The organism is Bradyrhizobium liaoningense (assembly GCF_018130825.1).
GTDB classification, from domain to species: domain Bacteria; phylum Pseudomonadota; class Alphaproteobacteria; order Rhizobiales; family Xanthobacteraceae; genus Bradyrhizobium; species Bradyrhizobium liaoningense_B.
The window spans coordinates 71,150-94,604 of sequence record NZ_JAFCJS010000005.1 but is presented as its reverse complement, the minus strand read 5'-3'; the positions used below and the strand labels follow the sequence as shown (position 1 = coordinate 94,604).

Genomic DNA, 23,455 nt, shown 5'->3' with positions numbered 1-23,455 from the left:
CGTCGCATGGGCGGTCACTCCGCCGCAAGCGGCTTTGTCGCCTCCGCCTTCAGCTCGGCCCGGGTCTTGGGCTTAGCCTTAATTCTAAGCTCCTCGAGATCCTGCCGGTCACGCACGCTGTTCCGGAAAATCTGATCCTTTCCGGGAAGGTATTGCGGCGGGCAGAAGGCGTCGTCCGCGCCGTACCAGGCCGCCGCCTTCATGGTGAAGAAAGGATCGACCAGATGCGGGCGCCCGAGCGCGACGAGATCCGCCCGGCCGGCCGCCAGGATGGTGTTGGCTTGATCTGCCGTCGTGATGTTGCCGACGCACATGGTGGCGACGCGCGCCTCGTTGCGGACCTGGTCCGAGAACGGCGTCTGGAACATGCGCCCATAGACCGGCTGCGCATCGCGCACGGTCTGCCCGGTCGAGACGTCGACGAGATCGACACCGGCCTCAGCGAACGCGCGGGCGATGGCTACCGCGTCGTCACCAATGATGCCGCCATCAGCCCAGTCGGTCGCGGAAATGCGCACCGACATCGGCTTGTGCGACGGCCACACCGCGCGCAATGCCTCGAAGATCTCGAGCGGGAAACGGAGGCGATTTTCGAGCGAGCCGCCGTACTCGTCCGTCCGGGAGTTCGTCAGCGGCGAGATGAAGCTCGCGAGCAGATATCCGTGAGCGCTATGCAGCTCCAACATGTCGAAGCCGCAGCGTTCGCCGCGCTCGGCCGCTGCAACGAAAGAGTCCCTCACCGCGTTCATGCCGGCGCGATCAAGCTCGCGCGGGACCCGGCTATCCGGGAAATAAGGTAGCGGCGATGCCGAGACCACGTCCCAGCCGCCCTCCGCCAGCGGACGGTCCATTCCGTCCCACATCAGCCTGGTCGCACCTTTACGGCCGGCATGCCCGAGTTGCAGGCAGATCTTTGCAGCCGAATTACCGTGAACAAAATCCACGATCCGGCGCCACGCCGTCTCCTGCTCGTCGTTCCACAAGCCGGCGCAGCCGGGCGTGATCCGGGCATCGCGACTGACACATGTCATCTCGGTGAAGATCAACCCGGCGCCGCCGATCGCGCGCGAGCCGTAATGCACGAGGTGGAAATCTGTCGGCACGCCCTCCTTCGCCGAATACATGCACATCGGCGACATCACGGCGCGATTGGCGATCTCCATCTCGCGCAAGCGGAACGGCTGGAACAGCGGCACCATGGGCTTATTGGTGTCGACGTCGAAGCCGCTGCTGCGAACCTGCTTTGCGAAGGATTTTTCGACCTCGGCTACAAAATCGGGCGCACGAAGTTTGAGGTTGTCGTAGGTGATCGCCTTCGAGCGCGTCATCACGCCAAAGGCGAACTGCACGGGATCGAAATCCCAGAAGCGATCGACGTGCTCGAACCAGACCAGCGAGACGTCGGCGGCGTGCTGCGTCTTTTCGACCTCCTCACGGCGGCCGTGCTCGTAAACTTCCAGCGCCGCCTTGATACTGGGAGCGTTCTGCATCGCCTCGGCGAGCGCAATCGCGTCCTCCATTGCGAGCTTGGTGCCCGAGCCGATCGAGAAATGCGCACTCGCCTTGGCGTCGCCGAGCAGGACCATGTTGTCCTTGACCCAGCGCTTGCTGCGGATCATCGGGAAATTGCGCCACATCGAGCGGTTCGTGAGCAGCTTATGGCCGTCGAGGAACCAGCCGAAGATGTCTGCCATCCGCGCGGCGGACTCTTGCTCGTTCAGCCCGGTCAGCCCTGCCCGCTCGAAGGTCTGCGGATCGGTCTCAAAGATCCAGGTCGAGTGCCCAGCCTCGTACTGATAGGCGTGGGCGATGAACGGCCCCCACTCGGTCTCCTGGAAGATGAAGGTGAAGGCATCGAGCGGCCTGGTCGAGCCCATCCAGGCGAACTTGTTGGCGCGGACATCGACCTCCGGCTGGAAATGCTCGACGTATTTCTCGCGGAAGCGGCTGTTGATGCCATCGGCGAGCACGACGAGATCGGCATCGGCGAAGCGGGCTTCATCGTCGATGTCCACCTCGAACAGCAGCACGACGCCAAGCTCGCGCGCGCGCTCCTGGAGGATCAGCAGCAGCTTCTGCCGTGAGCAACCGCAAAAGCCGTTGCCGCCGACCCGATGGACGGTGCCGCGGAAATGCACGGCGATATCGTCCCAATAGGCGAACTCCTGGGTGATGCGGCGATAGCTCGGAAGATCGTGCTTCTCGAAATTGTCGAGCGTCGCATCCGAGAACACCACGCCGAAGCCGAAGGTGTCGTCGGGCCGATTGCGCTCATACACCGTGATGTCGGCGCTTGGCCGCTGCTTCTTCAGCAGGATCGCAGCGTAGAGACCCGCAGGTCCGCCACCGATGATCGCGACTTTCATGGGAGCCTCGCCAATTCACCCGGCCATGAAAACTATTTTAAGCCTAAAATAATTCCACGCAAGTCCCCGTCGCTGGCTTGGCTGCGGATAATAGCTGGCGGCTCAGTCGCCCCTGAAGACCGGCTTGACCTTGTTGGCGAAGGCCTCGAAAGCCCGCTCGAAGTCCGCCGTGGTCATGCACAGCGCCTGGGCAACGGCTTCCGCCTCGATCGCCTCCTCCACCGACATCGCCCATTCCATCGCCAGCATCCGCTTGGTCATGGTGTTGGCGAAGGTCGGCCCTTCCGCGACCTGCTTGGCCAGGATTTGCGCCTGCGGCAGCACCTGCTCCGGCGTGACGATGCGGCTGAAGAAGCCCCAGCGCTCGCCCTCCTCCGCGGTCATGAACCGGCCCGTATAGAGCAACTCGGAGGCGCGGGACTGCCCGATGATCCGCGGCAGGATGGCACAGGCCCCCATGTCGCAGCCGGCAAGGCCAACCTTGTTGAACAGGAATGCGACCTTGGCACCGCTGGCCGCAAGCCTCATATCGGAGGCCATGGCGATGATCGCGCCGGCACCGGCGCAGATGCCTTCGACCGCAGCCACGATCGGCTGCGGACAGGCTCGCATCGCCTTGACGAGATCACCGGTCATCCGCGTGAAGGCCGTCAGCCCCTTGGTGTCCATCTTCACCAGCGGGCCGATGATCTCGAACACATCACCGCCGGACGAGAAATTGCCGCCGGCGCCAGTCACAATGATGGACTTAACCGCGTCGTCGAAGGCGCAGGCGCGGAAAAAATCCGTCAGTTCCCGGTAGCTCTCGAACGTCAGCGGATTCTTCCGCTCGGGACGGTTGAGTGTCACCGTGGCAACACCGTCGACAACGGCCAGCAGGAAGTGCTGCGGCGAATAATCCGCGAGCGGTACGGTCACGGGATTGGCTGGTCTGCTCATATGATCTCCTTGGCCGTCCTGTTCTGAACCCACGTCACGCTAGATCTCACCACCGGCAACCGCGATCGCCTGCCCGGTGATCGCACCGGCGCCCTCGCCGCACAACCAGAGCACGGCGTCCGCCACCTCCTGCGGTGTGATCAGCCGCCCTTGCGGATTGTGCTTGGCGAGGTCCGCAATCGCATGCTCCCGACTCCGGCCCGTCTTCTTCATGATATTTTCGATGCTGCCGGCGACGAGATCCGTGTCGGTGAAACCCGGACACACGGCATTCACCGTCACATTGCTGCCGGCCATTTCGAGGGCGAGCGATCGCACGAGACCGACCACGGCGTGCTTGGCCGCAGTGTACGCGCTGACATAAGCGTACCCCTTGAGTCCGGCCGTCGAGGCAACTGCCACGATGCGTCCATAGGGCCGATCCTTCATCTCCGGCACCACTGCGCGGATAGCATGGACCACGCCCATGAAGTTGACGTCCATCATGCGCGAGAAAAGGGCGCTGTCCGATTTCACGAACGGTGCGGATTCGGCGCTGCCCGCGTTGGCGACCAGGATATCGATCGGCTGGCGCGCAGCCGCTTCCGCGACCGCAGCGTTCAGCGCCACCTCGTCCGAGACGTCGGCGACGGCTGAAAAATGCGCGGCTCCCGCTTTGATCGCCTCTTCGAGAGTTGCGGCGTTCCGGCCGAGCACCGTCACGGTTGCGCCGGCCCCGACGAGAGCGGCTGCAATCGCGCGACCGATGCCGCGGCCGCCACCGGTCACCAGCGCGTGCGGCGATTGCGGCAATGCGGACATGCGCTGGCTCCTCGGGATATTCTGATCGCTCGTTCGGATATATTTTAAACTTCAAATTTTTGCAACGAAAGCGCCGATTGCCCGTAAACGGTTGCGTGTCAGAGACCGGCCCGGAAATTGCTTTAAGTATAAAATTATCTCTTTCCATCCCCCACAGGCCTGTTAGCATCATGGGGCCAAGCAAAAGGATGTCGCGTGTCGCAGTCTGCGCCAATGATAACAAAGGACGGACGCTTCGCCTATGAAGCTGCGGGCGCTTCCGATGCGGTACCCTTGATCTTTCTACACGGCATCGGCGGCGCGGCGCGCGCCTGGCGGCACCAGCTTGCCACATTCGGCCGCCGCTTTCGCGCGATGGCATGGGACATGCCGGGTTATGGCGGGTCCGAACCGCTCGCCAGCGTCAGTATCGCTGCCCTGGCGGATGCGCTCCAGCGATTCATCGAGCAGCTTGGTGCGACCAAGCCAATTCTGGTCGGCCATTCCATTGGCGGCATGATCGTCCAGAAATGGCTGGTGCAATCGCCGAAACTAGCGCGCGCAGTCGTCCTGGCGCAGACCAGCCCGGCTTTCGGCAAGGCCGACGGCGACTGGCAGAAATCGTTCATCGCCGCACGGCTCGGGCCGCTCGACCGCGGCGAGACGATGAGGTCGCTGGCGCCCTCGCTTGTGAAAGAGCTTGTCGGCGACGATCCGGATCCGAGCGGAATTGAGCTTGCGCGCGAGTGCATGGCGAGCGTGCCGGAGGCAAGCTATCGCGCCATGATGCTGGCCCTGATCGGCTTTGATCAGCGCAGCACGCTCAAGGACATTTCCGTGCCGACGCTGCTGCTGTCCGGCTCCAAGGACAACAATGCGCCGGCGCCAATGATGGCGAAGACGGCGACCTACATCCCTTCTGCCGAATATATCGAACTCGCCGGCGTCGGCCACCTAGCCAACCTTGAGCGGCCCGACGCTTTCGATGAGGCACTCGGCCGATTCCTGCATTCCGTCGCGACCAAATCGTAAGGTGACTAGGCAATGACCATGCAAGTCAGCAAGACTATCGGCGCGAGCGACAAGGTCGCGCTGGATGCGCCGATCTTCGACCCTGTCGCATTCCGCCTGAGTGACGAGCAAGCCGGCATCATCACGCGCGCCCGTGAAATCGGCCAGAGCGTGTTCGCCGGCCGCGCGGCGACCTACGATCGCGAGGCGATCTTTCCGACGGAGAATTATCGCGATCTGCACCGGACCGGTCTGCTCGGCATCGCCGTCCCCAAAAAGCATGGCGGGCTTGGCGCGAACTACCAGACTTATGCGCTCGCAGCCGCCGAAATCGGCCGCTATTGCGGCGCGACAGCGCTAACCTGGAACATGCATGTCTGCTCGACCCTGTGGTCGGGGCCCCTCGCCGACGATCTCGACATGGATACGGAAATCCGCGCCGAGCACGAGCGGCGGCGCGCAGTCCATTACAAGCGCATCGTCGAGGACGGCGCGATCTATTCACAGCCCTTCTCCGAGGGCGGCGCGGCGGCTGCGGGCGGCGTTGCCTTCGGCACGGAAGCAAGGCCGGTGGACGGTGGCTGGATCGTCAACGGCAAGAAGATCTTTGCGTCGCTCTCCGGCCACGCCGACTACTACGGCGTGCTTTGCACCGAGATCGAGAAAGGCGAGAAGGCCTCGCGCCGCAACACCCTTTACCTCGCGATCGCCGCGAAATCGGATGGCGTCTCCGTTGTCGGCGATTGGGATCCGCTCGGCATGCGTGGAACGGTCTCGCGAACACTGCTGTTCAAGGATGTGTTCGTCCCGGAGGATTCGGCGCTGATGCCGCGCGGGGTCTATTTTCAGGCTGCGATGCGCTGGCCGCACATGTTTCTGACGCTGTCGCCGACCTATATGGGCCTCGCGCAGGCAGCCTATGACTTCACGGTGCGCTATCTGCGCGGCGAGGTGCCCGGGATGCCGCCGGTCAAGCGACGGATGTATCCGACCAAGCAGATCGCGGTCGCGCAGATGCAGATCAAGCTTGAGCAGATCAAGTCGATCTGGTTCCAGGCGGTCACCGAAGCCCGCGCCAATCCGAGCAAGGAGCAGGTTCTGCGCGCCTACGCCGCACAATATTCGGTGATGGAAGGTGCCAATGAGCTCGCGGCGCTTGCGATCCGCACCTGCGGCGGCCAGGCCATGCTCCGGTCGTTGCCGCTGGAGCGCATCTACCGCGATAGCCGGTGCGGCTCCCTGATGCTGCCCTGGACGGCCGAGCTCTGTCTCGACCGGATCGGGCGCGAGGCGCTGTACGAGGCCGGTGAGACGGACGACTGACGGTGGACCTCTGTAGTCTGATCGACCGCAACGCGGCGTTCGCGCCAGACAAGACAGCGATTGCCTTCGAAGGCGAACGGCTGAGCTACGCGGCACTCGCCGCACGCATCGAGCGAACGGCCACGGCCTTGAAGCAAGAGCTCGGCGTCGGTCGCGGCGACCGCGTTGCGATCCTCAGCCTGAATCGGCCGGACTATCTGGTTCTGCTTTATGCATGCGCGCGACTCGGGGCTATGCTGGTGCCATTGAACTGGCGGCTGGCGGTCGCCGAGCAGCTCTTCATTCTCACCGATGCGGGTGCCAAGGTGCTGGTGCTCGAGCAGGCGTTCGAGGGAATTCTCCCGGAGCTTGCGCAGACTGCGCCGGGTACCGCCGTCATCGGCTTCGATTTCACGCCGCCTCGCGGCACGACATTCGAAAGCCTGCTGACCTGTGGCCAAGGCAACGGTCGCAACCCGCACACCGATCTCTCCTGTCCGCTCCTGATCGTCTACACGTCGGGAACGACCGGAAGGCCGAAAGGCGCCGTGCTGCGCCAGGAAGCGCTGTTCTGGAACGGTGTAATGAGCCAGCACATGCACAACATGACGTCCGACGATCATGTGCTGACGGTGCTGCCGTTCTTCCACGTCGGCGGTCTCAACATCCAGACCACGCCGGCACTTCAGCTCGGCGCGACGGTCACGATACATGCCCGCTTCACGCCCGACACGGCACTAGCTGCCATTGAACAGGAACGTCCAACCCTGACGGTCATGGTACCCGCGATCATCCAGGCCGTGAGCGAGCATCCGGCCTGGTCTTCGACCGATCTCTCATCCCTCAAGGCCGTCGCCACCGGTTCGACCATCGTGCCGCCCCACCTGATCGAGCGCTTCGTCGCGCGCGGCGTCCCGGTGCTTCAGGTGTACGGCTCGACGGAAACCTGCCCCATCGCAGTCTACACGCGGCTTGGCGGCGACCTTTCGCGTGCGGGATCGACGGGACTTGCCGGCCTGTACTGCGAGGCGAAGGTGATCGACCAAGCCGGCGCTGAAGTGCCGGCCGGCACGCCGGGGGAAATCGCGGTGCGCGGCCCGAATGTGTTTTTCGAATATTGGGGCAATGCGGATGCCACACGCGATGCGCTGCACGACGGCTGGTATCGCACCGGCGATATCGGCCTGTGCGACACCGACGGCTATCTCTGGGTCCGCGACCGCAAGAAGAACATGATCATATCCGGCGGCGAGAACGTCTATCCGGCCGAGGTCGAACGTGTGCTGCTCGAACACCCCGATGTCAGCGAATGCGCCGTGATCGGCCGGCCCGACCCGCGCTGGGACGAGGTGCCGATCGCCTATGTCATCCGGCGGTCAGGCTGCCGGCTCGAAGCGGACGAACTGAGAGTGCATCTTCAGACGCAGCTCGCGCGTTATAAGGTGCCGCGTGACATCGTCTTCGTCACCGACCTGCCACGTACGGCGCTGGGCAAGGTCCAGCATTTCCTGCTGAAACAGCTTGATGCGCGCTCGCGCGCGCAAGGAGAAGCATCTTGAAGATTGCGGTCCTGGGTGGGGGAAACGGCTCTTTCGCGGCCGCAGGCGATTTTGCCCTGTCTGGGCACGAGGTCCGGCTCTGGCGCCGCGACGCAGACCAGGTGGCAGCACATCGTGACGCCGGCTCTCGCATCGTGGTGAAGGATCATCACGGCCGGCACGACGTCAAACTGGCGCTGGTTACGACCGAAATTGCCGAGGCGGCAAGCGGCGCCGAACTGATCCTGTGCCCTGCCCCGGCTTTCGCTCAGCCGGACATTGCCCGGCTCCTCGCGCCACATCTGCGGGACGGTCAGGTCGTATTCCTGCCGCCGGCGACATTCGGCTCGATGATCTTCGCACAGGCCGCACGGGATGTCGGCAACCACGCTCAGGTGAGCTTTGCCGAGACCGGCACGCTGCCCTGGCTCACCCGCAAGCATGGGCCGTTCGAAGTCGCGATCACCATCCGCGCAAAGCGGCTGCCGGTCGGGGTGTTCCCGCTGGACCAGGCGCCGCATGCGCTCGAAGTGATCGGACGTGCCTTCCCTGGTGCAATCGAGCCGTGCGGCGACGCGCTATCCGGCGCGCTGATGAATGCGGGCCCGATCATCCATCCACCACTGATCGTGATGAACGCCGGCCCGATCGAGCATTTCGAGCGATGGGACATCCACAAGGAAGGAACACAAGCCGCGATCCGCCGGGTGACCGACGCACTCGACGCGGAGCGGATCGCGGTACGCGAGGCGCTCGGCTACGGCGCGCCGCATTTCCCGCTCGCCCATCACTACGCGAAGGAGGGTGAGATCTGGATGTACGGCCGCGGCTCGCATGACCGCCTGACCGATTCCGGCGATTGGCGCGAACGCATCGTGCTGACCGAGCATCGCTACATGCGTGAGGATCTGCGGCTTGGGCTAGCGCTGCTGGTCTCCGTCGCCGGCCTGGCGGGCGTGGCCACGCCGCTGGCCAACGCTTTCCTGGCGATCGGTGGCGCGATCTGCGGCGAGGACTTCGCACAAGGCGGCCGAACGCTCGATACGCTTGGCCTTGGCAACCTCAGCAAGGCCGAATTGCAGACACTTCTTCGCAATGGATTCTGATCGATGACCCGTCGCGCCAACATCGCCTGTCTCGGGGCCGGCCGCATGGGGCGCGGCATAGCCGTCGCGTTCGCCTATGCCGGGCATACGGTCACGATGGTCGACGTCAAGGCTCGCTCACCGCAGGATTTCGACAAGCTGGAGGCGGACGCGCTCGGGGAAGTCAGGAAGACTTTTTCCAGCCTATCAAGCTTGGGGCTGCTTACCGAGGCAGATGTCGATCCCCTCATCGCTCGTGTGTCGGTGGTGCCGGCCAGCCAGAGCGGCGCAGCATTGACCGAAGCCGGAATGGTCTTCGAAGGTGTTCCAGAAGTCGTTGAACTCAAGCGAGAGGTGCTGGGGACAGCCTCAAGGCAAGTCAAGCCGGACACGATCATCGCATCGACGACATCAACCATTCTCGTCGACGACCTCTCCGACGCGATCGTGAACCCTCGTCGCTTTCTCAATGTGCACTGGCTCAACCCGGCCTATCTGATTCCGCTGGTCGAGGTTTCGCCGGGCAAAGCCACCGATCCCGCCATCGTCGACGAGGTCAAGGCGCTGCTCGAAGGCATTGGCAAGGTGCCAGTGGTCTGCGCGGCGACGCCCGGCTTCATCGTCCCGCGCATCCAGGCGTTGGCAATGAACGAGGCCGCACGCATGGTGGAGGAAGGCGTCGCCAGCGCCGAGGAGATCGACAAGGCGATCCGCTACGGCTTCGGCTTCCGCTACGCCGTGCTCGGGCTGCTCGAATTCATCGACTGGGGCGGCGGCGACATTTTGTACTACGCCAGCCGCTATCTCGAGGGCGCGCTCGGCAGCGACCGCTATCGCGCGCCCGAGGTGATTTCGAAGAACATGCACGAAGGCCGGATCGGTCTCCGCACGGGGGCCGGCTTTCTCGATTATTCAGACATGGACGTCGATGCCTATCGCGTCAAGCGGCTGCAGGCCATGGTGGACCTGCTTCGGCACTTCGACCTGGCTCGCCCGCCCGTGATCGACCGCGGCTAGCCGAAGACATCCTGCAGGACGCCCTCCCGGACCACCGCGACGCCATCGAGCTCGATGGTCGTCCCCATCATCGGTAGATCGAAATGCCCTGCCGTGTAGCGGCCGGCGAACTCGTTCGCTCCGGTCGAGAAGAGGAAATTGCCGGAGACGGCGCGGATCTCCGTGCCATTGGTGTCGCGCTGATCGTACATGGACAGCGCCTCGTAACGCGCGCCCGGATTCATGCCGAAGCCGACATGCGACACGGCGTAGGCCTCGCGGTCGCCCCAGGCGGCGAGATAGGCGCGCATCATAGCGGCATCTGTACCCTCGCCTTCCAGTTCGACGACATAATCGTCCTTCAACGTCATCTTCACCGGCGAGGCCAGGTAACGCTTGAAGGTCAGATTGATGTCACCGGGTGCCATCACCAGCGTGCCGTTGATCGTTCCGCTCTTGGGAAAGCTGACGACGATACCGCCGGGCCAATGCGCCAGCGTGCCGGGCTTATCGGTCCAGCCCCACACGCCGACGGTTGAAGCACCAACCATATCGACGTCGAGCGCCGTGCCAGCCTTCGAGGTCACCCGCATGCGCTTGGTTCCTCGTAGCATCTTGGCTGCGGCGCGGACGCGCTTCTCCAATGCCGGATCCGGCACCATCCGTTCCAGCGCCTCGGGATGCTCATTGGAGATCACCAGAATTCGTGCGCCAGCTTTCAGGATTTCAGGCGTTTCCACCGCGTGCATCAAGCCCTCGATGGTGCAATCCACCACAAAGCCGGCCTGTTGAAGTGCGGTGACGACCGGACCAAGCTTTTGGATCGCCTCGCTCGCCCCGGTCGAACGAACCGGAACGATGTTCCGGTTGCGGGGCGTCGGCATCACCACGTGGAACGGCCGCGCGCCCATGCGCAGCAGCGCGAGTTCTGCCAGATGAACATTCAATGCGCGCGATTGGGTCTCCGAGAGGATCGCCGCGGTATCGCCGGCCTTGACGGCGCATCGCTCAAAAATCTCGCAGAATGCGTCGATCCACTTTGCCTCGATGCGATCGGCCAGCATGGTTCACTCCCGGTATCGTGGTTTCTTGGTCAGTCAGATCACGCTTCGGGGAAGCCCCGCAAGAGGTACGATCGCACGACGCCCAACAGGGCGTTCAGGATCAACCCCAGCAGCGAGATCGTGATCAACGGCACGAACATGTCGACGGCCTGGAACGTCCGGGCTGCCGTGACGAGAGCATGGCCCAGCCCGTCCGTCGACGTGATCATCTCGGCCAGAAACACCACGATGCAGGAAATGACAAGGCCGATCCGGCAGCCGGTCAGGACTGAGGGCATCGCCGCCGGTAATACCACCTTGAACAGGATCTCGTAGCGCGGCGTTCCCGCCGCCATAGCCGACCAGATCAGCTTCTGCTCAACCGTCGATGCGCCGTAATAGGTAGACAGCAAGATGGGAAAAAGTGCGTCTGCTGCGACCAACGTGATCTTCGATCCGTGACCGAACCCGAGCAGCAGCAACAGCGCCGGATAGAGCGCGACCTTGGGCAACGGCGCCAGCACGCGCACGATCGGCCGAACGACAGCGTTGATTGTGGGACTAGCGGCCGCCGCAATGCCGAAGCCGACGCCGAGCACGACCGCGATCGCAAAGCCGGCAAACAGCCGGATCAGGGTCGCCGCGATCTCCTGCTGAAACGTCCATGTCACGAACTGCTGCAGGAGGCGGCCAAAGACGTAGCCCGGGGGCGGCAGCAAGGTCGCGGGTGCAAAGCCGAACGAGACGAGGCCCTGCCAAACGGCGATCACCAACGCGATCGGCGCGAGGCCAAGGAGGAGGTTTGCTGAGACGAGGCGCGACATCATGAGAAGCTCAGCGGCATGTCGAACTGAGGCTCGGACCAGCGCACCAGCCTGGCGCGAATCCCCTCGAAGATCGCATCGAGGCAGATGCCCATTGCTCCCACGATGATGATCATCGCAAAGACTGTGTCGTATTGCCCCATGTCGAGCGCATTGAACAGGATGTTGCCTGCACCGGACTGGCGGGCGATCATCTCGCTGGTGATCATGGTGATCAGCGCCAGCACCAATCCTGTGCGGCATCCGGTCAGGATCTCCGGCAGCGCGGCAGGCAGTACAATCCGGATCAGACGTTGCACGGACGAGAGACCCATCGCAGCACCCGACCACAGCATCTTCTCTTCGACGGCCTTGGCGCCCTCGAAGCTGTGATAGATCACGGGCAGGCTGACGCCGAGGAAGATCACCAGCGTCTTTGTGATATCGCCGACGCCCAGCCACAACATGATGATGGGCATCAACGCTGCCTTCGGGACCGGATAGATCACCATTAAAAGCGGATTGAAGAAGGCTGCGACGGCCCGGCTGCGCCCCATCAACAGGCCAAGTGGAATCGAAAAAAGCACGGCTACACCGAACCCCAACGCCATGCGACGAAGCGAGGCCAGGATATTGACGAGGGATTCCTTGTCGCCAAGGATATCCGGGATCGCGCGGATCGCCTCGATCGCCGTTGGAAAGCTGTCGTTCTTCAGCACCAGCGCAGCGGCCTGCCATATGGCCAATAACCCGACGCAGGCAAGCACCGGGGCGGCACGCTTGAGCACGGCAGCCGGCGACATCATGAGGGTGCCCCGCCCTCGTCGCTTTCGTCGAACATGCGTTCGATGTCCACGACGTATTTCTGGTAACGCGGATCGAGGAGCAATTCGTTACGGCGACGTGGCCGCGGCAGATCGATGTCGATGACTTGCCGGATGCGCCCGGGCGATCTCGACATCATCACCACCTTGTCCGAGAGAAAGACAGCTTCGTCGACCGAGTGGGTGACGAACAACACCGTCTTGCGATCACGCTCCCAGATGTTCAGGAGATCGTTCTGCAAGCGCGTCCTGGTATGAGCGTCGAGCGCTCCAAACGGTTCGTCCATCAACAGGACTTCGGGATGGTAGGCAAGCGTCCGGGCGAGCGCCACGCGCTGCTTCATGCCGCCCGAGAGCTCCTTGGGATAGAAATTCTCATAGCCCTTGAGGCCGACCATCTCGATCAGCGATCGGCTCTGCGCCTCGGCCTCGCTCGTCCGCACACCCTGCTGGCGCGGCCCGTACATCACATTGCCCAACACCGTCTTCCAGGGAAACAGCGCGAACTCCTGGAAAACGGGTCCGCGATCAGGGCCGGGTCCCGTGATCGCCTGCCCCTTAATCTTCGCCGCGCCGCTGGTTGGGGTGACAAAGCCCCCGACGATGTAGAGCAGTGTCGACTTGCCGCAGCCGGACGGCCCGAGAATGGAGACGAAGGCCCCTTCGTCGATCGTCAGCGAGATGTCCGAAAGTGCCAAATGGTCCTTGCGCGCCGAGGTCTGAAAAACCTGCGAGACGCGATCGATCTCTATGATCGCAGAAGCCGGCTTTTGTGACGTCACCGGTCCCACCCATTCGCTCGATCTCGAAGGCACTACCTTCATCCTACTCTCACTTCACGCATCCGCGAACATCACGCAATCGACTGCTGAAAGTCGTCCACCTGCGGCACGAGCTTAGCAAGAAGTCTGCCAGACGGACGATTACCTTCGGCACCCCCGCGGCTCGTCACTCGAACCAGGGCCATTCCGCCGGGCCCTCGTGCGTGACCGCTCCGCCCGGCGCTTGGCCAACCAAACGCGCATATTTCGCCAGTGCGCCGGCTCGATGCCGAGGCGGTCGCGGCTTCCAGTCGCGTCGCCGCGCGGCGAGCTCCTGCTCGTCGATCAACACATCCATGCGGCGGCCAGCCGCATCAATCCGGATCTTGTCGCCGTCGCGAACGAGCGCCAGCGGACCGCCCACGAACGCTTCTGGCGAGACATAGCCGATGCACATGCCGCGGGTGGCACCGGAGAACCGGCCATCGGTGATCAGGGCCACCTTCTCGCCCATGCCCTGCCCGTAGATCAGCGCGGTGACGCCGAGCATCTCGCGCATGCCGGGGCCGCCGACCGGCCCCTCATTACGGATAACAAGGACCTCGCCGGCCTTGTAGCTGCGGTCACGCACAGCCGCGACACAGCCCTCCTCGTCTTCGAAAACGCGTGCGATACCCTCAAAGACAAGGCTCTTGAGACCGGCGACCTTGATGACCGCTCCGTCTGGACAAAGATTGCCCTTCAGTACTGCCACTCCGCCATCCGGCATGATCGGCGCGCGCGCCGCGTAAACGATCTCCCCATCGGGCGCGTTAGCCGTGCCGTATTCTTCGGCGAGCGTGCGGCCCGTGATGGTGATGCAACTGCCATCAATGTGGCCGCTCTGGATCAGCTCGCGAATGACCACGGCCGCGCCGCCGATGTCATAGACGTCCTTCGCCGTGTACTTCCCCCCTGGGCGCAGATTTCCGATCAGCGGTGTTCGGACGAAGACCTCACCGACATCGTCGATCGTGAATGCGATGCCTGCCTCGTTCGCAATCGCGGGCAAATGCAGCGCGGCGTTGGTCGACCCACCTGTCGCGGCCACGATGGCCGCGCCATTCTCAAGGGATTTCCGCGTCACGATGTCGCGCGGGAGCGGCCCGCCTCGTTCCAGCATTTCCATGATCAGTCGCCCGGCGCGGCGCGATATCTGCGCGCGTTCAGCATAGACACCGGGCACCATCGAAACGTTTGGAATGGTCAGGCCCATTGCCTCCGACACCATCCCCATGGTGTTCGCCGTGAACTGGCCGGCGCACGCGCCGATGGTCGGAAGGCATGCGCGCTCAATCCGTTCGAGCGTGGCTCCGTCGATCTCGCCCGTCATGAAACTGCCGACGGCCTCATAGGAATCGAGCACCGTCAGCGTCCGCCCGTCCACGCGCCCAGGCAGCGAACTGCCGCCGTAGATGAAAATGGACGGCACGTTGCAACGAACCATGCCCATCATCACGCCGGGCAGCGTCTTGTCGCATCCACCGTATCCGATCAGCGCATCGTAGGCGAGGCCATGGACGACCGCTTCGATCGAGTCGGCAATCAGCTCGCGCGAAAACAGGGAAAACTTCATTCCCTCGTGATTCATGCTGATGCCATCGGAGACCGACACGGTCGAGAATTCGCGCGGCGTCCCGCCGGCCTCCTCGATTCCCGTCTTGGCCGCGGCCACCTGGAAATCATGGGTCATGTTGCAGGGCGTTTGCTCGCCCTTCATGCTGACGACGCCAACCATAGGCTTGGCGATCGCGGCGTCGTCAAGGCCCATCGCCCGCATGAAAGCGCGGTGCGGGGCCCGGTCAAGCCCGTCCGTCGTCACCCGTGATCGCAACTTCTTCATGCGTGCATCTTCTTCATGCAACATCCCGGCTGACCGGGATACTGCTATCTGACTGTTCGGATATCTCGTTCTACCGCCTATTGCAGCGGAGCGACGATCGTCGGATGCTTGAACTGCGCAACGTCGAGCTTCGGTAGCATTCCCGTCTCTGCGTAGATGTCGAGCATCTTCTGAATGGCGGGGAAGTTCGGCGCAGCTCCGGGGTCACGGCCGAAGTCGTTCTCCTTGAGCAGGTAGGTCTCGAGCACCGGAACGGGAGCCTTCAGCACCTCGGACACGACCTTCAAGGTCTCTTCGCGGTTCGCCAGAGCCTTCTTCATGCCCGACGTGATGTCACGGACATAGGCTTTGACCAGTTCCGGGTTCTTGTCGACGAAATCGGCACGGCAGGCTTCAAGAATGTGCACGATGTTCGGCATGGCCTGCGACAGCGAGAACAGCTTGCGGGTGCCACCCTTCGCTTCCGCGCGCGCGGCAAACGGCTGGTTCATGTTGACCGCGTCGACGCGGCCCTGGCGCAACGCGTCTTCCGAGACAGCGAAGCCGACTTCGACCAGCTTGATATCCTTGGCCGGATCGACACCATTCTGCTTCAGCAGCAGGTTGAACGGTCCCTGCGTGCCGCCGCCGATCACGGAAATGCCAACGGTCTTGCCCTTGAGGTCGGCGATGGTCTTGATCGGCGAGTCATCCATCACCGCCCAATAGACCGAAAAGCCGCCGGGCTTCTCGAAGACATGTTGCGCGACGATATAGGCCTTGAGATTGCCGCCAACAACGCCGTTGGAGAGCGACAGCGGCGCCTGGGTTGCACAATCCAGAGCGCCCGCCGCCAATGCCTGAGTCATAGGCGCCGTGCCCTGAAACTGGGTCCATTCAATGTTGTAGGTCTTGCCGATATTGGGGAATTCAGCCGGGCGACGCATCATCCAGTACTTGGACTCCTCGGCCGGGATCGTCCAACCGACGCGGATCGTCTGCTGCGCCCGTGAGGGACCTGCGATCGCAATCACGACCGCCACCGCCCCCATTGCCAGCATCAACCTCGAAACCGTTCGCATCGCGCCCACTCCGTTGCTCCGGCGCCGATCGGCGCCACCCAACCCGACCGGCCCAAATGTTTCATGGTTCAAACAATCAGGCAAGCCATGCAAGCCGGCCGGTTTCGCCGGAGAGCGCGCAATGTATGGTAGGGCGGCGGTCGTGCGCAATTGCGCTGCGACAGGAGGAGGCAACCTATGGCTGATACGAGCGAGACAAACCCGCAGCGCGCCGAGCGGCTTGGCTATGTCGGCCTCGGACTGATGGGAACACCCATGACCCACCGCCTGCTCAAGGCCGGCTATCAGGTCACCGTCTGGAACCGTTCGGAGGGCAAGGTCGCTCCGCTCGTCGAAGCTGGTGCACGGCGCGCAATGACCCCCCGCGACCTTTTGAGGGACGCCGACATCGTCTTCATGTGCGTGACGGACGCCGCTGCGGTTGAGGAAGTGATATTCGGAGCTGAAGGTCTTTCGGCCGCGGACGGCGCCCGCAAGCTCGTCGTCGACTTCTCGTCGATCCATCCTGACGCGGCGCGCGACCTCGCGAGTCGATTGAGGGATACCAACGGCGCAGGCTGGATCGATGCACCAGTGTCCGGCGGCACCAAGGGCGCCGAGGAAGGCACGCTTGCGATCATGGCCGGCGGAGAGGCCGCCGACATCGAGAGGGTGCGCCCCTACGTCCTCGCGATGGCACGCAGGTTCACCCATATGGGACCTACCGGCGCAGGTCAGACGACAAAGCTGTGCAATCAAGTGATCGTCGGATGTGCGATGGCCGTCCTCGCTGAAGCAACTCGCCTTGCCGTGAACGCTGGGATTGATGCCGCCCGGTTGCCCGAAGCGCTCGCCGGCGGCTTTGCGGATTCGATTCCGCTTCAGCTGTTTGTGCCACGGATGGTCCAGGGCATTCACTCGCCGCCACTCGGTCACATCGCCACGATGCTCAAGGACCTCGATACGGTCGCCGCCGTCGCGCAGACGACGTCGACCCCGGTGCCGATGGCATCGCTTGCGGGTCAACTTTTCAGGTTGGCCAAAGCAGCGCGCGGCGCGGATGCGGACGCGCTGGAGATCTACAAGCTTTCAGCGGCAGAGCATTGAACTATCGAGTTCATCCAGAAGCGCGTTATGGCGACTTCTTGCGTTCATCGTCGGCCAAGAACCGGCCATATGTTCCCCGCGCGAACAGCAGAGCTGCCCCGGCATTGTAGGCATAAGCCTCGACTGCTCCGAGAAAAATCACGTGATCGCCGCCATAATAGCGGTTGACGGAGCGGCATTGAAAACTGGCAACGCTTTCGGCGAGCACCGGGGCATTGCCGAGACCCGGCGTCCAGTCGACACCAGCGAACTTGTCTTCGGACGACCTCGCAAATTTGTTCGCAAGCGCCTGCTGCGACGTGCCGAGGACATGCACGACGAAGTGGCTGGCGTTCTGAAACACCGGCAGGCTAGAGGAGTAGACCCCAAGGCTCCAGAGGACTAGAGGAGGATTCAGGGAGACCGATGCGAACGAATTGCAGGTGATGCCATAAGGTTTTCCGTCCGCCGCCGTGGCGGTGATGATCGTTACGCCCGTTCCGTATGTGCCGAGCGCATTTCGAAAATCACGGGGATCGATCGGCGAGCTGTCGCTCGCAAGTTCGTTGGCTGGGTCGGGAACGGCCGGCTGCTTCGGCAGATCATTCATCGGCCGGCCTCACAGCGTGAGATTCTCGGACGGCAGGCCGAGCGCCACACGTCCATAGTTGGTTCCAGCCGCATCAAAATTGAAGGCGAGATGTGAGTTGATCGCGTGTGCATCGCGGAATTGCCGTTGCAAAACCCCTGTCGTGAACAAGCCGCGCGCTCCGCTCGCCGCAAACAGCATGGAGACCGCATCCGTACACAAGTTCACTGAAAAGGCCCCGTCACGTCGATACCGAGTTTTGATTGGCATATCGGGAACATGACCACGCCTTGCGTTCTCCATGGCATCGATGCAAGCCGAACGCATGATCAGGCGCGCAGCGTCGATCTTGGCGGAAGCCTCCGCGATCTTGATCTGCGTGCTCTGAAAGTCGCTCAGCTTGGCACGGTTGTAGGTGGAAATGCGATGACGGGCGACCTCGATATAGTCGTTCAGGCATGCCTGGGCATTCCCCAGCGCGACGCCGGACAAGACGTAAGGAAACAGCGAGAACACAGGTAACGTATACAGCGGATTGAGATTGACCTTGCTTCCCGGTGGCCGGCCGCCGGTAAGTTCGCCAACCGCGACAGTCATAGCGTCGGCCACGAAGGCGTCCCGGACTTCCACGTCGCAAGAACCCGTGCCTCGCAGCCCGGCGACATTCCAGGTGTCGAGGACCCTATAGTCGCCCTTCGGAAGCAGAAATATCCGATACTCGATGCCATCTGCCTCATCTTCGGAGGAGACCACGCTTGCAAGCATATTCCATTCGCACGACGCGACGCCGGAAGAAAATGGCCAGCTTCCGTGCAACTGGTATCCGCCCTTGACCCTCGTGGCGCGTCCGGCTGGAAAGATGAACGAGGAGGCGATCAGGGTATCCGGATCACGGCCCCAGACCAGATCCTGCGCCCTTTGCTCGAACATGCCGAGCATCCAGTGATGGCTCGCCAGGTTGGCGAGATTCCAGGCCACCGACGCGTCGGCCTGTCCCAGCAGATCGGCGCAGTCAATCAGAGCGACATAATCGAGCTCAGCACCGCCAAAGCGCTTGGGCTGAAGCATCCGGAACAGGCCGGCGTCGTGCAGATCCCGTTCGGTCTCGGCCGGGAGGTGTCGCAGCTCTTCGGTTCGGGCAGATCGCTCTCGCAGTCGTGGCAAGAGCGCCCGAGCCTTCGCGATCATTGCCGCATAGGCGCGTCCGCCGGATCCCGGCTCCTCAGGCTGGCCCACACTCGGCTCTTGACCAGGCGCCATTCCGCATCCCTCGCTTTCCTACATTTATGCGGCGGGAATATCGCCAAATCAAGCCAATCGCCCAGAACCTGGCCGTCGGGCAGGAGGCGACAGGGCGAACCGGTATCGTGAAGCAGCGATCTGGAAGCCGCCCCACGAGGTCAACCGCTCGGGGCTCAAACCGAGGGCTTACCTGATCCGAAGACGCCCCTTTGGACGAATTCTGCGATCTGGCGCTGGTCATAACCAAGCGTGTCACGCAAGACGTCCAAAGTATGCTCGCCCAATAGAGGCGCAGCCACGGGATCAATCGCACCGGTTAGACTCATGTTAATCGGGGTCTCGATGTTGGGGACCCAGTCCGCCGTAGGATGCCGAATTCGGCTCAAACGATGGCGGTCGCGGGCCTCAGGTGCGTTAAAGCCCTCTTCGACGGTGCGGAGATAGCCGACCGGGATATTGGCCAGCTTCATCTTCGCCATCCAGTTCTCCAGGGTGTCGCTGGCAAAGACTTCCGCGATTGCCGTTCGCAAAAGCTCCTTGTTCTCGGAACGCGCTTTGCGCGTTGCGAATTGCGGATCGGTGATGAGATCAGGCCGGTTCAGCACCTCGACGACCAGGCGGCGATAGAGCCGGTCGTTGGCGCAGGCCATATAGAGCGGCCCATCGGAAGCTTCATAGACGCCGACGGTGGGAGACCCACTCGGTGAATTTCCAAACCGGCCGGGATTTTGGCCATTGATCAGATAGGCCATGCCGTAAAAGCCAGTCATCGCCATTGCAATGTCGAACAAGGCGACTTCGACACGCTGGCCGCGACCAAGCCGATCCCGTGCCAGCAGGGCGAGAAGGATGGCGTTACAGGCCGTCATCCCCGTCGCAATATCCACGATGGGCGGACCGGTGCGAACGGGAGGACCGTCGGCAAATCCGTTGAGCGACATGAAGCCGCTTTCCGCCTGGGTGATGGGATCGAAGCCGGGACGCGAGGCGAACGGTCCGGAACGCCCATAGGCCGAGATCGAGCAATAGACCAGCCGAGGGTTGAGCGGCGCGACCGCTTCATAGTCGAGGCCGAATTTCTTCATGACCCCGCTCGAAAAATTCTCGACGACCACGTCGGCCTTACGGATCAGATCCAGTGCGATCCCGCGGGCTTCGGGCACAGCGAGGTCCAGCGCGATGCCGCGCTTGTTGCGGTTGAGGCTGAGATAAGCAGCGCTCTCACCACCGATTTCGGCGTGCTCATATGCGCGTGTGTCGTCACCGCCATCCGGGTTCTCGATCTTGATGACGCGTGCACCGAAATCAGCCAGCGTCTGCGTGCAGGCCGGGCCGGCAACCACGCGCGTAAAATCGACGACCAGCAGACCATCGAGCGCCGCAGGCCCTTCCGTTGCTCGCGAGGGGCGTTCCGGCAATTGAGGCTTGGTGGACATCGATGACGCTCCCTTACATCGGCTTGTGGTCGCCGAATTTCCTGCAAGAGCAAACTTAAAGCCCGGTCGAGCCGACTCCGCAAGTGCTTCAACGACATTCCTGAAAACGCAAAAGGAGCCCGGCAGCCGTCGAGCTGCCGGGCCTCTCGACACATCGGGCATACAAGGCTGCGCCGGGCTTCGTTGCAAGTCGTTCTACCCACCGAAGGCCACGTTCCGCATCACGGGAAACCGCCGCCCCTCAGCGCAAGCATTTTCGCCAGTACAGCGTATGCGACCAGGCCCAGGGCACCTCAGGCACGTAGAGCCGATAGCCAGCCTGGATGAAATTATTGGCGGAGACTGGATTGTCCGTTGTATCCGACACGATATTATCCCACCCGACGCGCCGTCCCCTCGCCTCGATCGCCCGCATCAGCCTGAGTTGAAGACCGCGTCCCCAATGCCGCGGCAGGACTCCGACCCGGCAGAAGTAGCCGCTGTTTCGTGCATACGTTGACGCCACGACGCCGGCGAAGGCCACCGGATCATCATTGTGATAAGCAAGCCACCATGTACCCAACTCGAATTGCGGCATTGCGGCGCCATCGAAGAACGTCAGCCGGTGCAGATCGTCGAGGGTCTCGACGATCTCCTCGTCGTCCGCATCGACGACACCAATTCTGTACATGGGATGGTTCATTGACGGAAACAATTCCGGGTCGAGCGACGGCGACTTGGTCGCCACCGCGGTTCATTTGCCCAACATGACTTTGACGCCGAGCCAGGCAGCGCCCACAAGGCCGGTCGCAATGACCGTGATCACCGCCTTGAATGTATAGCTCTGCGCCTGCTCCACGCTCTTTCGCCAGCGCCGCAGATGCTGGAAGTCCGCCCTGACTTCCTTTCGGTCATCATCTTCGATTCCAAACGAGGCCATCACCGACGCCACCGCCTTCAATACGATCGCGTCGATGCTATCCTGCTGGAGCCTGTGCTGCTCAGCCAGCGTTTCGGCAACGATAGCCCTGATCTCGTCCTCTGGCATCCTCACCGCTTGATGATCCTTGCGACATTCTCAAACCCGCGCTTGGCAAAGTAGAAGGAGACAACGAGATTGGCAGTGATCGCCGCAAATCCCGCCAGGGCATCCGTGGTGCCGAGGCCGAGAACCTTGTCCCAAACAAGGAGCTTAATCGAGTCGGCCGTATGGTCCTGCAGCCCCCGAAAGATGATTAGTCCGTCTCCGGGCGTCTCGATCTTGTCGCTGAACAGCTTGAAACCGTGGCCGAGCCCGAGGCTCGCAATCTTGCCTTCGATCAAACGCTTCGACGATTGCGCCAGCGTCCGCTGCGCCTCGCGAATGCAGACCGCGAGCGTGCCACGCTCGGCCTGGCAGGTCTCGACAAGAAGCTCGCCGAAGAAATGCGATTTGCCCGAGCCGCGTCCCCCATAGACGCCCTTGTAGCGGGCGGGTTGCAGCAACGGCTCGAAGATCTTGGCCGTCGGAATTTTCAGGATGGACAATGGATGCGCTCGCTCGCCTTACGGCAGGCCGGTGCGCCTGCGCCACATCGCCGACCAGTCTTCGGTGTCTGGGGTGTCGGATGGTCGTTGCGGAGCTTGATTGAAACCAGCAAAGACGCCACCTCCGGAAGGCGAAGGCCAGGTTTTGTATCGTTCCTGTCAAGAAATTCGCGCGCAAAAGCGGCAGAGCCAACCATCCTCGATGAAAGGCGCCGTTCTTGCAGCGACCACGTGCAGCGCCTAAGCGCCGGGCCGGTAAGCCGGCCAGGAATTAGCCGGGGGCATCAAGACGAAAAACCCGCGCCGGACTGCGTCCGCGCGGGCAACACCAACTTCTGTCGATGATGCCATTCTGCCAGTGTTTTGCCCGACGGGTCAACGATCAATCGAGGCAAGATTGCAGATTGGGATCTCCGCTGCTTCAAGCGTCGTGACGGCGTCACCGCTGTTCGAGCTCCCCGGGTGCACGATGATCCGCTCGATCCGGTGAATCAATTCCAGCACCCCGTCTTCACCGTTCTCCACCGGCTGGGCCGCCTTGCCCCAGCCGCGATCGAGGATCGCATTGGCGGCCGAGACGCGGGCGGCCGGTGTTGCATCCTCGCTGCGCATGACGCCGACGAGCACCCTGACGGCCGTTCTGGTGTGGCTGCGTGCAAGCGAGCGAATTTCGGTCAGGGTGCGCGCCCTGGACGTCTTGCCCCGCGCGGGCAAACGGACCGGTGCACGCGCGGGCTCATATTCGATCTCCTCGCTCACGAAAACATCTCCCACAGCGCGATTGCAACGAGGCCTGCGAGGGCCAGCGATATCAGATAGGCGGTCATCATCTCTCCACGAAAAGAAATGCGCGGCAGATCGCGCAATGAGGCGCGATCGTTTCGGGCGCGAACCCTATCTCCGGTCCCGGAGACCGCAGCGGCGCGAGCAACGAGCCCGGCGCCGCGGGCCGGCACGTTCGCGCGTGCACGGCCAGCAATGGTTCGGACGACGGCGCGCCGATCGGCGCTCCCTAAACGCGTATCAAGCGAGTGCGTGGCCGCAATGCGCCGCCGCCGTCCGATCTCGAAACCGAGACGAAAAAACCCGCGGCGGATCTCTCCGCGCGGGTGAACCAAACTCGTCTCGATGATGTCATTCTGCCGGTGTTTTGCCCGACGTGTCAAACCCCGTGTTGCGCGCGATTGTCGTCACAGCAAGCGGACAAGGAAAAGCCCGCTGGCGGA

23 protein-coding genes are annotated in these 23,455 nt (G+C 62.7%); 6 read left to right on the top strand and 17 right to left on the bottom strand.

Going from position 1 to position 23,455, the window contains the following annotated elements; genetic code table 11:
• Positions 1 to 14 precede the first annotated feature (14 nt).
• From JQ603_RS22335 to JQ603_RS22325, 3 genes are all read right to left on the bottom strand, one after another.
• Positions 15 to 2,366 (bottom strand): bifunctional salicylyl-CoA 5-hydroxylase/oxidoreductase, encoded by a 2,352-nt coding sequence (locus tag JQ603_RS22335; protein WP_212342580.1) that lies wholly within the window; start codon positions 2,364 to 2,366, stop codon positions 15 to 17.
• Between the two features lie 102 nt (positions 2,367 to 2,468).
• The gene (locus JQ603_RS22330; RefSeq protein WP_212342578.1) at positions 2,469 to 3,305 is read right to left on the bottom strand and encodes an enoyl-CoA hydratase family protein; all 837 of its coding nucleotides are present in this window, start codon (positions 3,303 to 3,305) and stop codon (positions 2,469 to 2,471) included.
• Positions 3,306 to 3,344: 39 nt separating this feature from the next.
• A complete protein-coding gene (locus JQ603_RS22325; RefSeq protein WP_212342576.1) occupies positions 3,345 to 4,106 on the bottom strand; it encodes an SDR family NAD(P)-dependent oxidoreductase in 762 nt (253 codons plus the stop codon).
• A 195-nt stretch (positions 4,107 to 4,301) separates the two neighbouring features.
• Between JQ603_RS22325 and JQ603_RS22320 the strand changes: the two genes are divergently transcribed.
• From JQ603_RS22320 to JQ603_RS22300, 5 genes are read left to right on the top strand one after another with little or no spacing between them, the layout of a single operon-like run.
• Entirely contained in the window at positions 4,302 to 5,117 is an 816-nt protein-coding gene (locus tag JQ603_RS22320; protein ID WP_212342575.1) for an alpha/beta fold hydrolase, read from the top strand.
• Between the two features lie 12 nt (positions 5,118 to 5,129).
• Positions 5,130 to 6,419, top strand: a complete 1,290-nt coding sequence (locus JQ603_RS22315; protein WP_212342573.1) for an acyl-CoA dehydrogenase family protein — start codon at positions 5,130 to 5,132, stop codon at positions 6,417 to 6,419.
• 2 nt (positions 6,420 to 6,421) lie between these two features.
• The gene (locus JQ603_RS22310) at positions 6,422 to 7,957 is read left to right on the top strand and encodes a class I adenylate-forming enzyme family protein (RefSeq protein ID WP_212342571.1); all 1,536 of its coding nucleotides are present in this window, start codon (positions 6,422 to 6,424) and stop codon (positions 7,955 to 7,957) included.
• A complete protein-coding gene (locus JQ603_RS22305) occupies positions 7,954 to 9,042 on the top strand; it encodes an NAD/NADP-dependent octopine/nopaline dehydrogenase family protein (RefSeq protein ID WP_212342569.1) in 1,089 nt (362 codons plus the stop codon). The genes JQ603_RS22310 and JQ603_RS22305 overlap by 4 nt, the downstream gene beginning before the upstream one ends.
• 3 nt (positions 9,043 to 9,045) lie before the next feature.
• The gene (locus JQ603_RS22300) at positions 9,046 to 10,038 is read left to right on the top strand and encodes a 3-hydroxybutyryl-CoA dehydrogenase (RefSeq protein ID WP_212342567.1); all 993 of its coding nucleotides are present in this window, start codon (positions 9,046 to 9,048) and stop codon (positions 10,036 to 10,038) included.
• On the opposite strand, the gene JQ603_RS22295 is transcribed toward JQ603_RS22300, so the two are convergent.
• From JQ603_RS22295 to JQ603_RS22270, 6 genes are all read right to left on the bottom strand, one after another.
• Entirely contained in the window at positions 10,035 to 11,081 is a 1,047-nt protein-coding gene (locus tag JQ603_RS22295) for a peptidase M29 (RefSeq protein ID WP_212342565.1), read from the bottom strand. The two genes, JQ603_RS22300 and JQ603_RS22295, sit on opposite strands and share 4 nt — an antisense overlap.
• A 38-nt stretch (positions 11,082 to 11,119) precedes the next feature.
• Positions 11,120 to 11,887, bottom strand: a complete 768-nt coding sequence (locus JQ603_RS22290; protein ID WP_212342563.1) for an ABC transporter permease — start codon at positions 11,885 to 11,887, stop codon at positions 11,120 to 11,122.
• On the bottom strand, positions 11,884 to 12,669 hold the full coding sequence (locus JQ603_RS22285) for an ABC transporter permease (protein WP_212342561.1): 786 nt from the start codon (positions 12,667 to 12,669) through the stop codon (positions 11,884 to 11,886). Before JQ603_RS22285 ends, JQ603_RS22290 begins: the two co-directional genes overlap by 4 nt.
• Positions 12,666 to 13,511 (bottom strand): ABC transporter ATP-binding protein, encoded by an 846-nt coding sequence (locus JQ603_RS22280; protein WP_212342559.1) that lies wholly within the window; start codon positions 13,509 to 13,511, stop codon positions 12,666 to 12,668. The genes JQ603_RS22285 and JQ603_RS22280 overlap by 4 nt, the downstream gene beginning before the upstream one ends.
• A gap of 124 nt (positions 13,512 to 13,635) precedes the next feature.
• Positions 13,636 to 15,330, bottom strand: a complete 1,695-nt coding sequence (gene ilvD, locus JQ603_RS22275) for a dihydroxy-acid dehydratase (protein WP_212342557.1) — start codon at positions 15,328 to 15,330, stop codon at positions 13,636 to 13,638.
• A gap of 77 nt (positions 15,331 to 15,407) precedes the next feature.
• Complete coding sequence (locus JQ603_RS22270) at positions 15,408 to 16,391, bottom strand: ABC transporter substrate-binding protein (RefSeq protein ID WP_212343290.1); 984 nt, start codon at positions 16,389 to 16,391, stop codon at positions 15,408 to 15,410.
• Between the two features lie 177 nt (positions 16,392 to 16,568).
• Here JQ603_RS22270 and JQ603_RS22265 point away from each other — a divergent pair, with 177 nt between their 5' ends.
• Positions 16,569 to 17,477 carry an NAD(P)-dependent oxidoreductase gene (locus JQ603_RS22265; RefSeq protein WP_212342555.1) on the top strand — a complete coding sequence of 303 codons (909 nt, stop codon included), beginning with the start codon at positions 16,569 to 16,571 and terminating at the stop codon, positions 17,475 to 17,477.
• A gap of 25 nt (positions 17,478 to 17,502) precedes the next feature.
• On the opposite strand, the gene JQ603_RS22260 is transcribed toward JQ603_RS22265, so the two are convergent.
• From JQ603_RS22260 to JQ603_RS22225, 8 genes are all read right to left on the bottom strand, one after another.
• Positions 17,503 to 18,066: a flavin reductase family protein gene (locus tag JQ603_RS22260; protein ID WP_212342553.1), complete on the bottom strand. Its 564-nt coding sequence runs from the start codon at positions 18,064 to 18,066 to the stop codon at positions 17,503 to 17,505.
• A gap of 9 nt (positions 18,067 to 18,075) precedes the next feature.
• Complete coding sequence (locus tag JQ603_RS22255) at positions 18,076 to 19,305, bottom strand: acyl-CoA dehydrogenase family protein (RefSeq protein WP_212342552.1); 1,230 nt, start codon at positions 19,303 to 19,305, stop codon at positions 18,076 to 18,078.
• Between the two features lie 155 nt (positions 19,306 to 19,460).
• A complete protein-coding gene (locus JQ603_RS22250) occupies positions 19,461 to 20,723 on the bottom strand; it encodes a CaiB/BaiF CoA transferase family protein (RefSeq protein ID WP_212342551.1) in 1,263 nt (420 codons plus the stop codon).
• Positions 20,724 to 20,964: 241 nt separating this feature from the next.
• Complete coding sequence (locus JQ603_RS22245) at positions 20,965 to 21,393, bottom strand: GNAT family N-acetyltransferase (protein WP_212343289.1); 429 nt, start codon at positions 21,391 to 21,393, stop codon at positions 20,965 to 20,967.
• A gap of 63 nt (positions 21,394 to 21,456) precedes the next feature.
• Entirely contained in the window at positions 21,457 to 21,750 is a 294-nt protein-coding gene (locus JQ603_RS22240) for a hypothetical protein (protein ID WP_245003779.1), read from the bottom strand.
• A 2-nt stretch (positions 21,751 to 21,752) separates the two neighbouring features.
• A complete protein-coding gene (locus JQ603_RS22235) occupies positions 21,753 to 22,229 on the bottom strand; it encodes a phage terminase large subunit (protein WP_245003778.1) in 477 nt (158 codons plus the stop codon).
• A gap of 375 nt (positions 22,230 to 22,604) precedes the next feature.
• On the bottom strand, positions 22,605 to 22,943 hold the full coding sequence (locus tag JQ603_RS22230) for a hypothetical protein (RefSeq protein WP_245003814.1): 339 nt from the start codon (positions 22,941 to 22,943) through the stop codon (positions 22,605 to 22,607).
• Positions 22,944 to 22,984: 41 nt separating this feature from the next.
• Positions 22,985 to 23,395: a hypothetical protein gene (locus JQ603_RS22225; protein WP_212342549.1), complete on the bottom strand. Its 411-nt coding sequence runs from the start codon at positions 23,393 to 23,395 to the stop codon at positions 22,985 to 22,987.
• Positions 23,396 to 23,455: the final 60 nt, after the last annotated feature.

What these genes read in the sequence shown, in the direction of transcription:
- JQ603_RS22335 (WP_212342580.1), bottom strand. Translation starts at nt 2,366, where the DNA reads ATGAAAGTCGCGATCATCGGTGGCGGACCTGCGGGTCTCTACGCTGCG.
- JQ603_RS22330 (WP_212342578.1), bottom strand. Translation starts at nt 3,305, where the DNA reads ATGAGCAGACCAGCCAATCCCGTGACCGTACCGCTCGCGGATTATTCG.
- JQ603_RS22325 (WP_212342576.1), bottom strand. Translation starts at nt 4,106, where the DNA reads ATGTCCGCATTGCCGCAATCGCCGCACGCGCTGGTGACCGGTGGCGGC.
- JQ603_RS22315 (WP_212342573.1), top strand. Translation starts at nt 5,130, where the DNA reads ATGACCATGCAAGTCAGCAAGACTATCGGCGCGAGCGACAAGGTCGCG.
- JQ603_RS22300 (WP_212342567.1), top strand. Translation starts at nt 9,046, where the DNA reads ATGACCCGTCGCGCCAACATCGCCTGTCTCGGGGCCGGCCGCATGGGG.
- JQ603_RS22295 (WP_212342565.1), bottom strand. Translation starts at nt 11,081, where the DNA reads ATGCTGGCCGATCGCATCGAGGCAAAGTGGATCGACGCATTCTGCGAG.
- JQ603_RS22290 (WP_212342563.1), bottom strand. Translation starts at nt 11,887, where the DNA reads ATGATGTCGCGCCTCGTCTCAGCAAACCTCCTCCTTGGCCTCGCGCCG.
- JQ603_RS22285 (WP_212342561.1), bottom strand. Translation starts at nt 12,669, where the DNA reads ATGATGTCGCCGGCTGCCGTGCTCAAGCGTGCCGCCCCGGTGCTTGCC.
- JQ603_RS22280 (WP_212342559.1), bottom strand. Translation starts at nt 13,511, where the DNA reads ATGAAGGTAGTGCCTTCGAGATCGAGCGAATGGGTGGGACCGGTGACG.
- ilvD (WP_212342557.1), bottom strand. Translation starts at nt 15,330, where the DNA reads ATGAAGAAGTTGCGATCACGGGTGACGACGGACGGGCTTGACCGGGCC.
- JQ603_RS22270 (WP_212343290.1), bottom strand. Translation starts at nt 16,391, where the DNA reads ATGCGAACGGTTTCGAGGTTGATGCTGGCAATGGGGGCGGTGGCGGTC.
- JQ603_RS22265 (WP_212342555.1), top strand. Translation starts at nt 16,569, where the DNA reads ATGGCTGATACGAGCGAGACAAACCCGCAGCGCGCCGAGCGGCTTGGC.
- JQ603_RS22260 (WP_212342553.1), bottom strand. Translation starts at nt 18,066, where the DNA reads ATGAATGATCTGCCGAAGCAGCCGGCCGTTCCCGACCCAGCCAACGAA.
- JQ603_RS22255 (WP_212342552.1), bottom strand. Translation starts at nt 19,305, where the DNA reads ATGGCGCCTGGTCAAGAGCCGAGTGTGGGCCAGCCTGAGGAGCCGGGA.
- JQ603_RS22250 (WP_212342551.1), bottom strand. Translation starts at nt 20,723, where the DNA reads ATGTCCACCAAGCCTCAATTGCCGGAACGCCCCTCGCGAGCAACGGAA.
- JQ603_RS22245 (WP_212343289.1), bottom strand. Translation starts at nt 21,393, where the DNA reads ATGTACAGAATTGGTGTCGTCGATGCGGACGACGAGGAGATCGTCGAG.
- JQ603_RS22240 (WP_245003779.1), bottom strand. Translation starts at nt 21,750, where the DNA reads ATGCCAGAGGACGAGATCAGGGCTATCGTTGCCGAAACGCTGGCTGAG.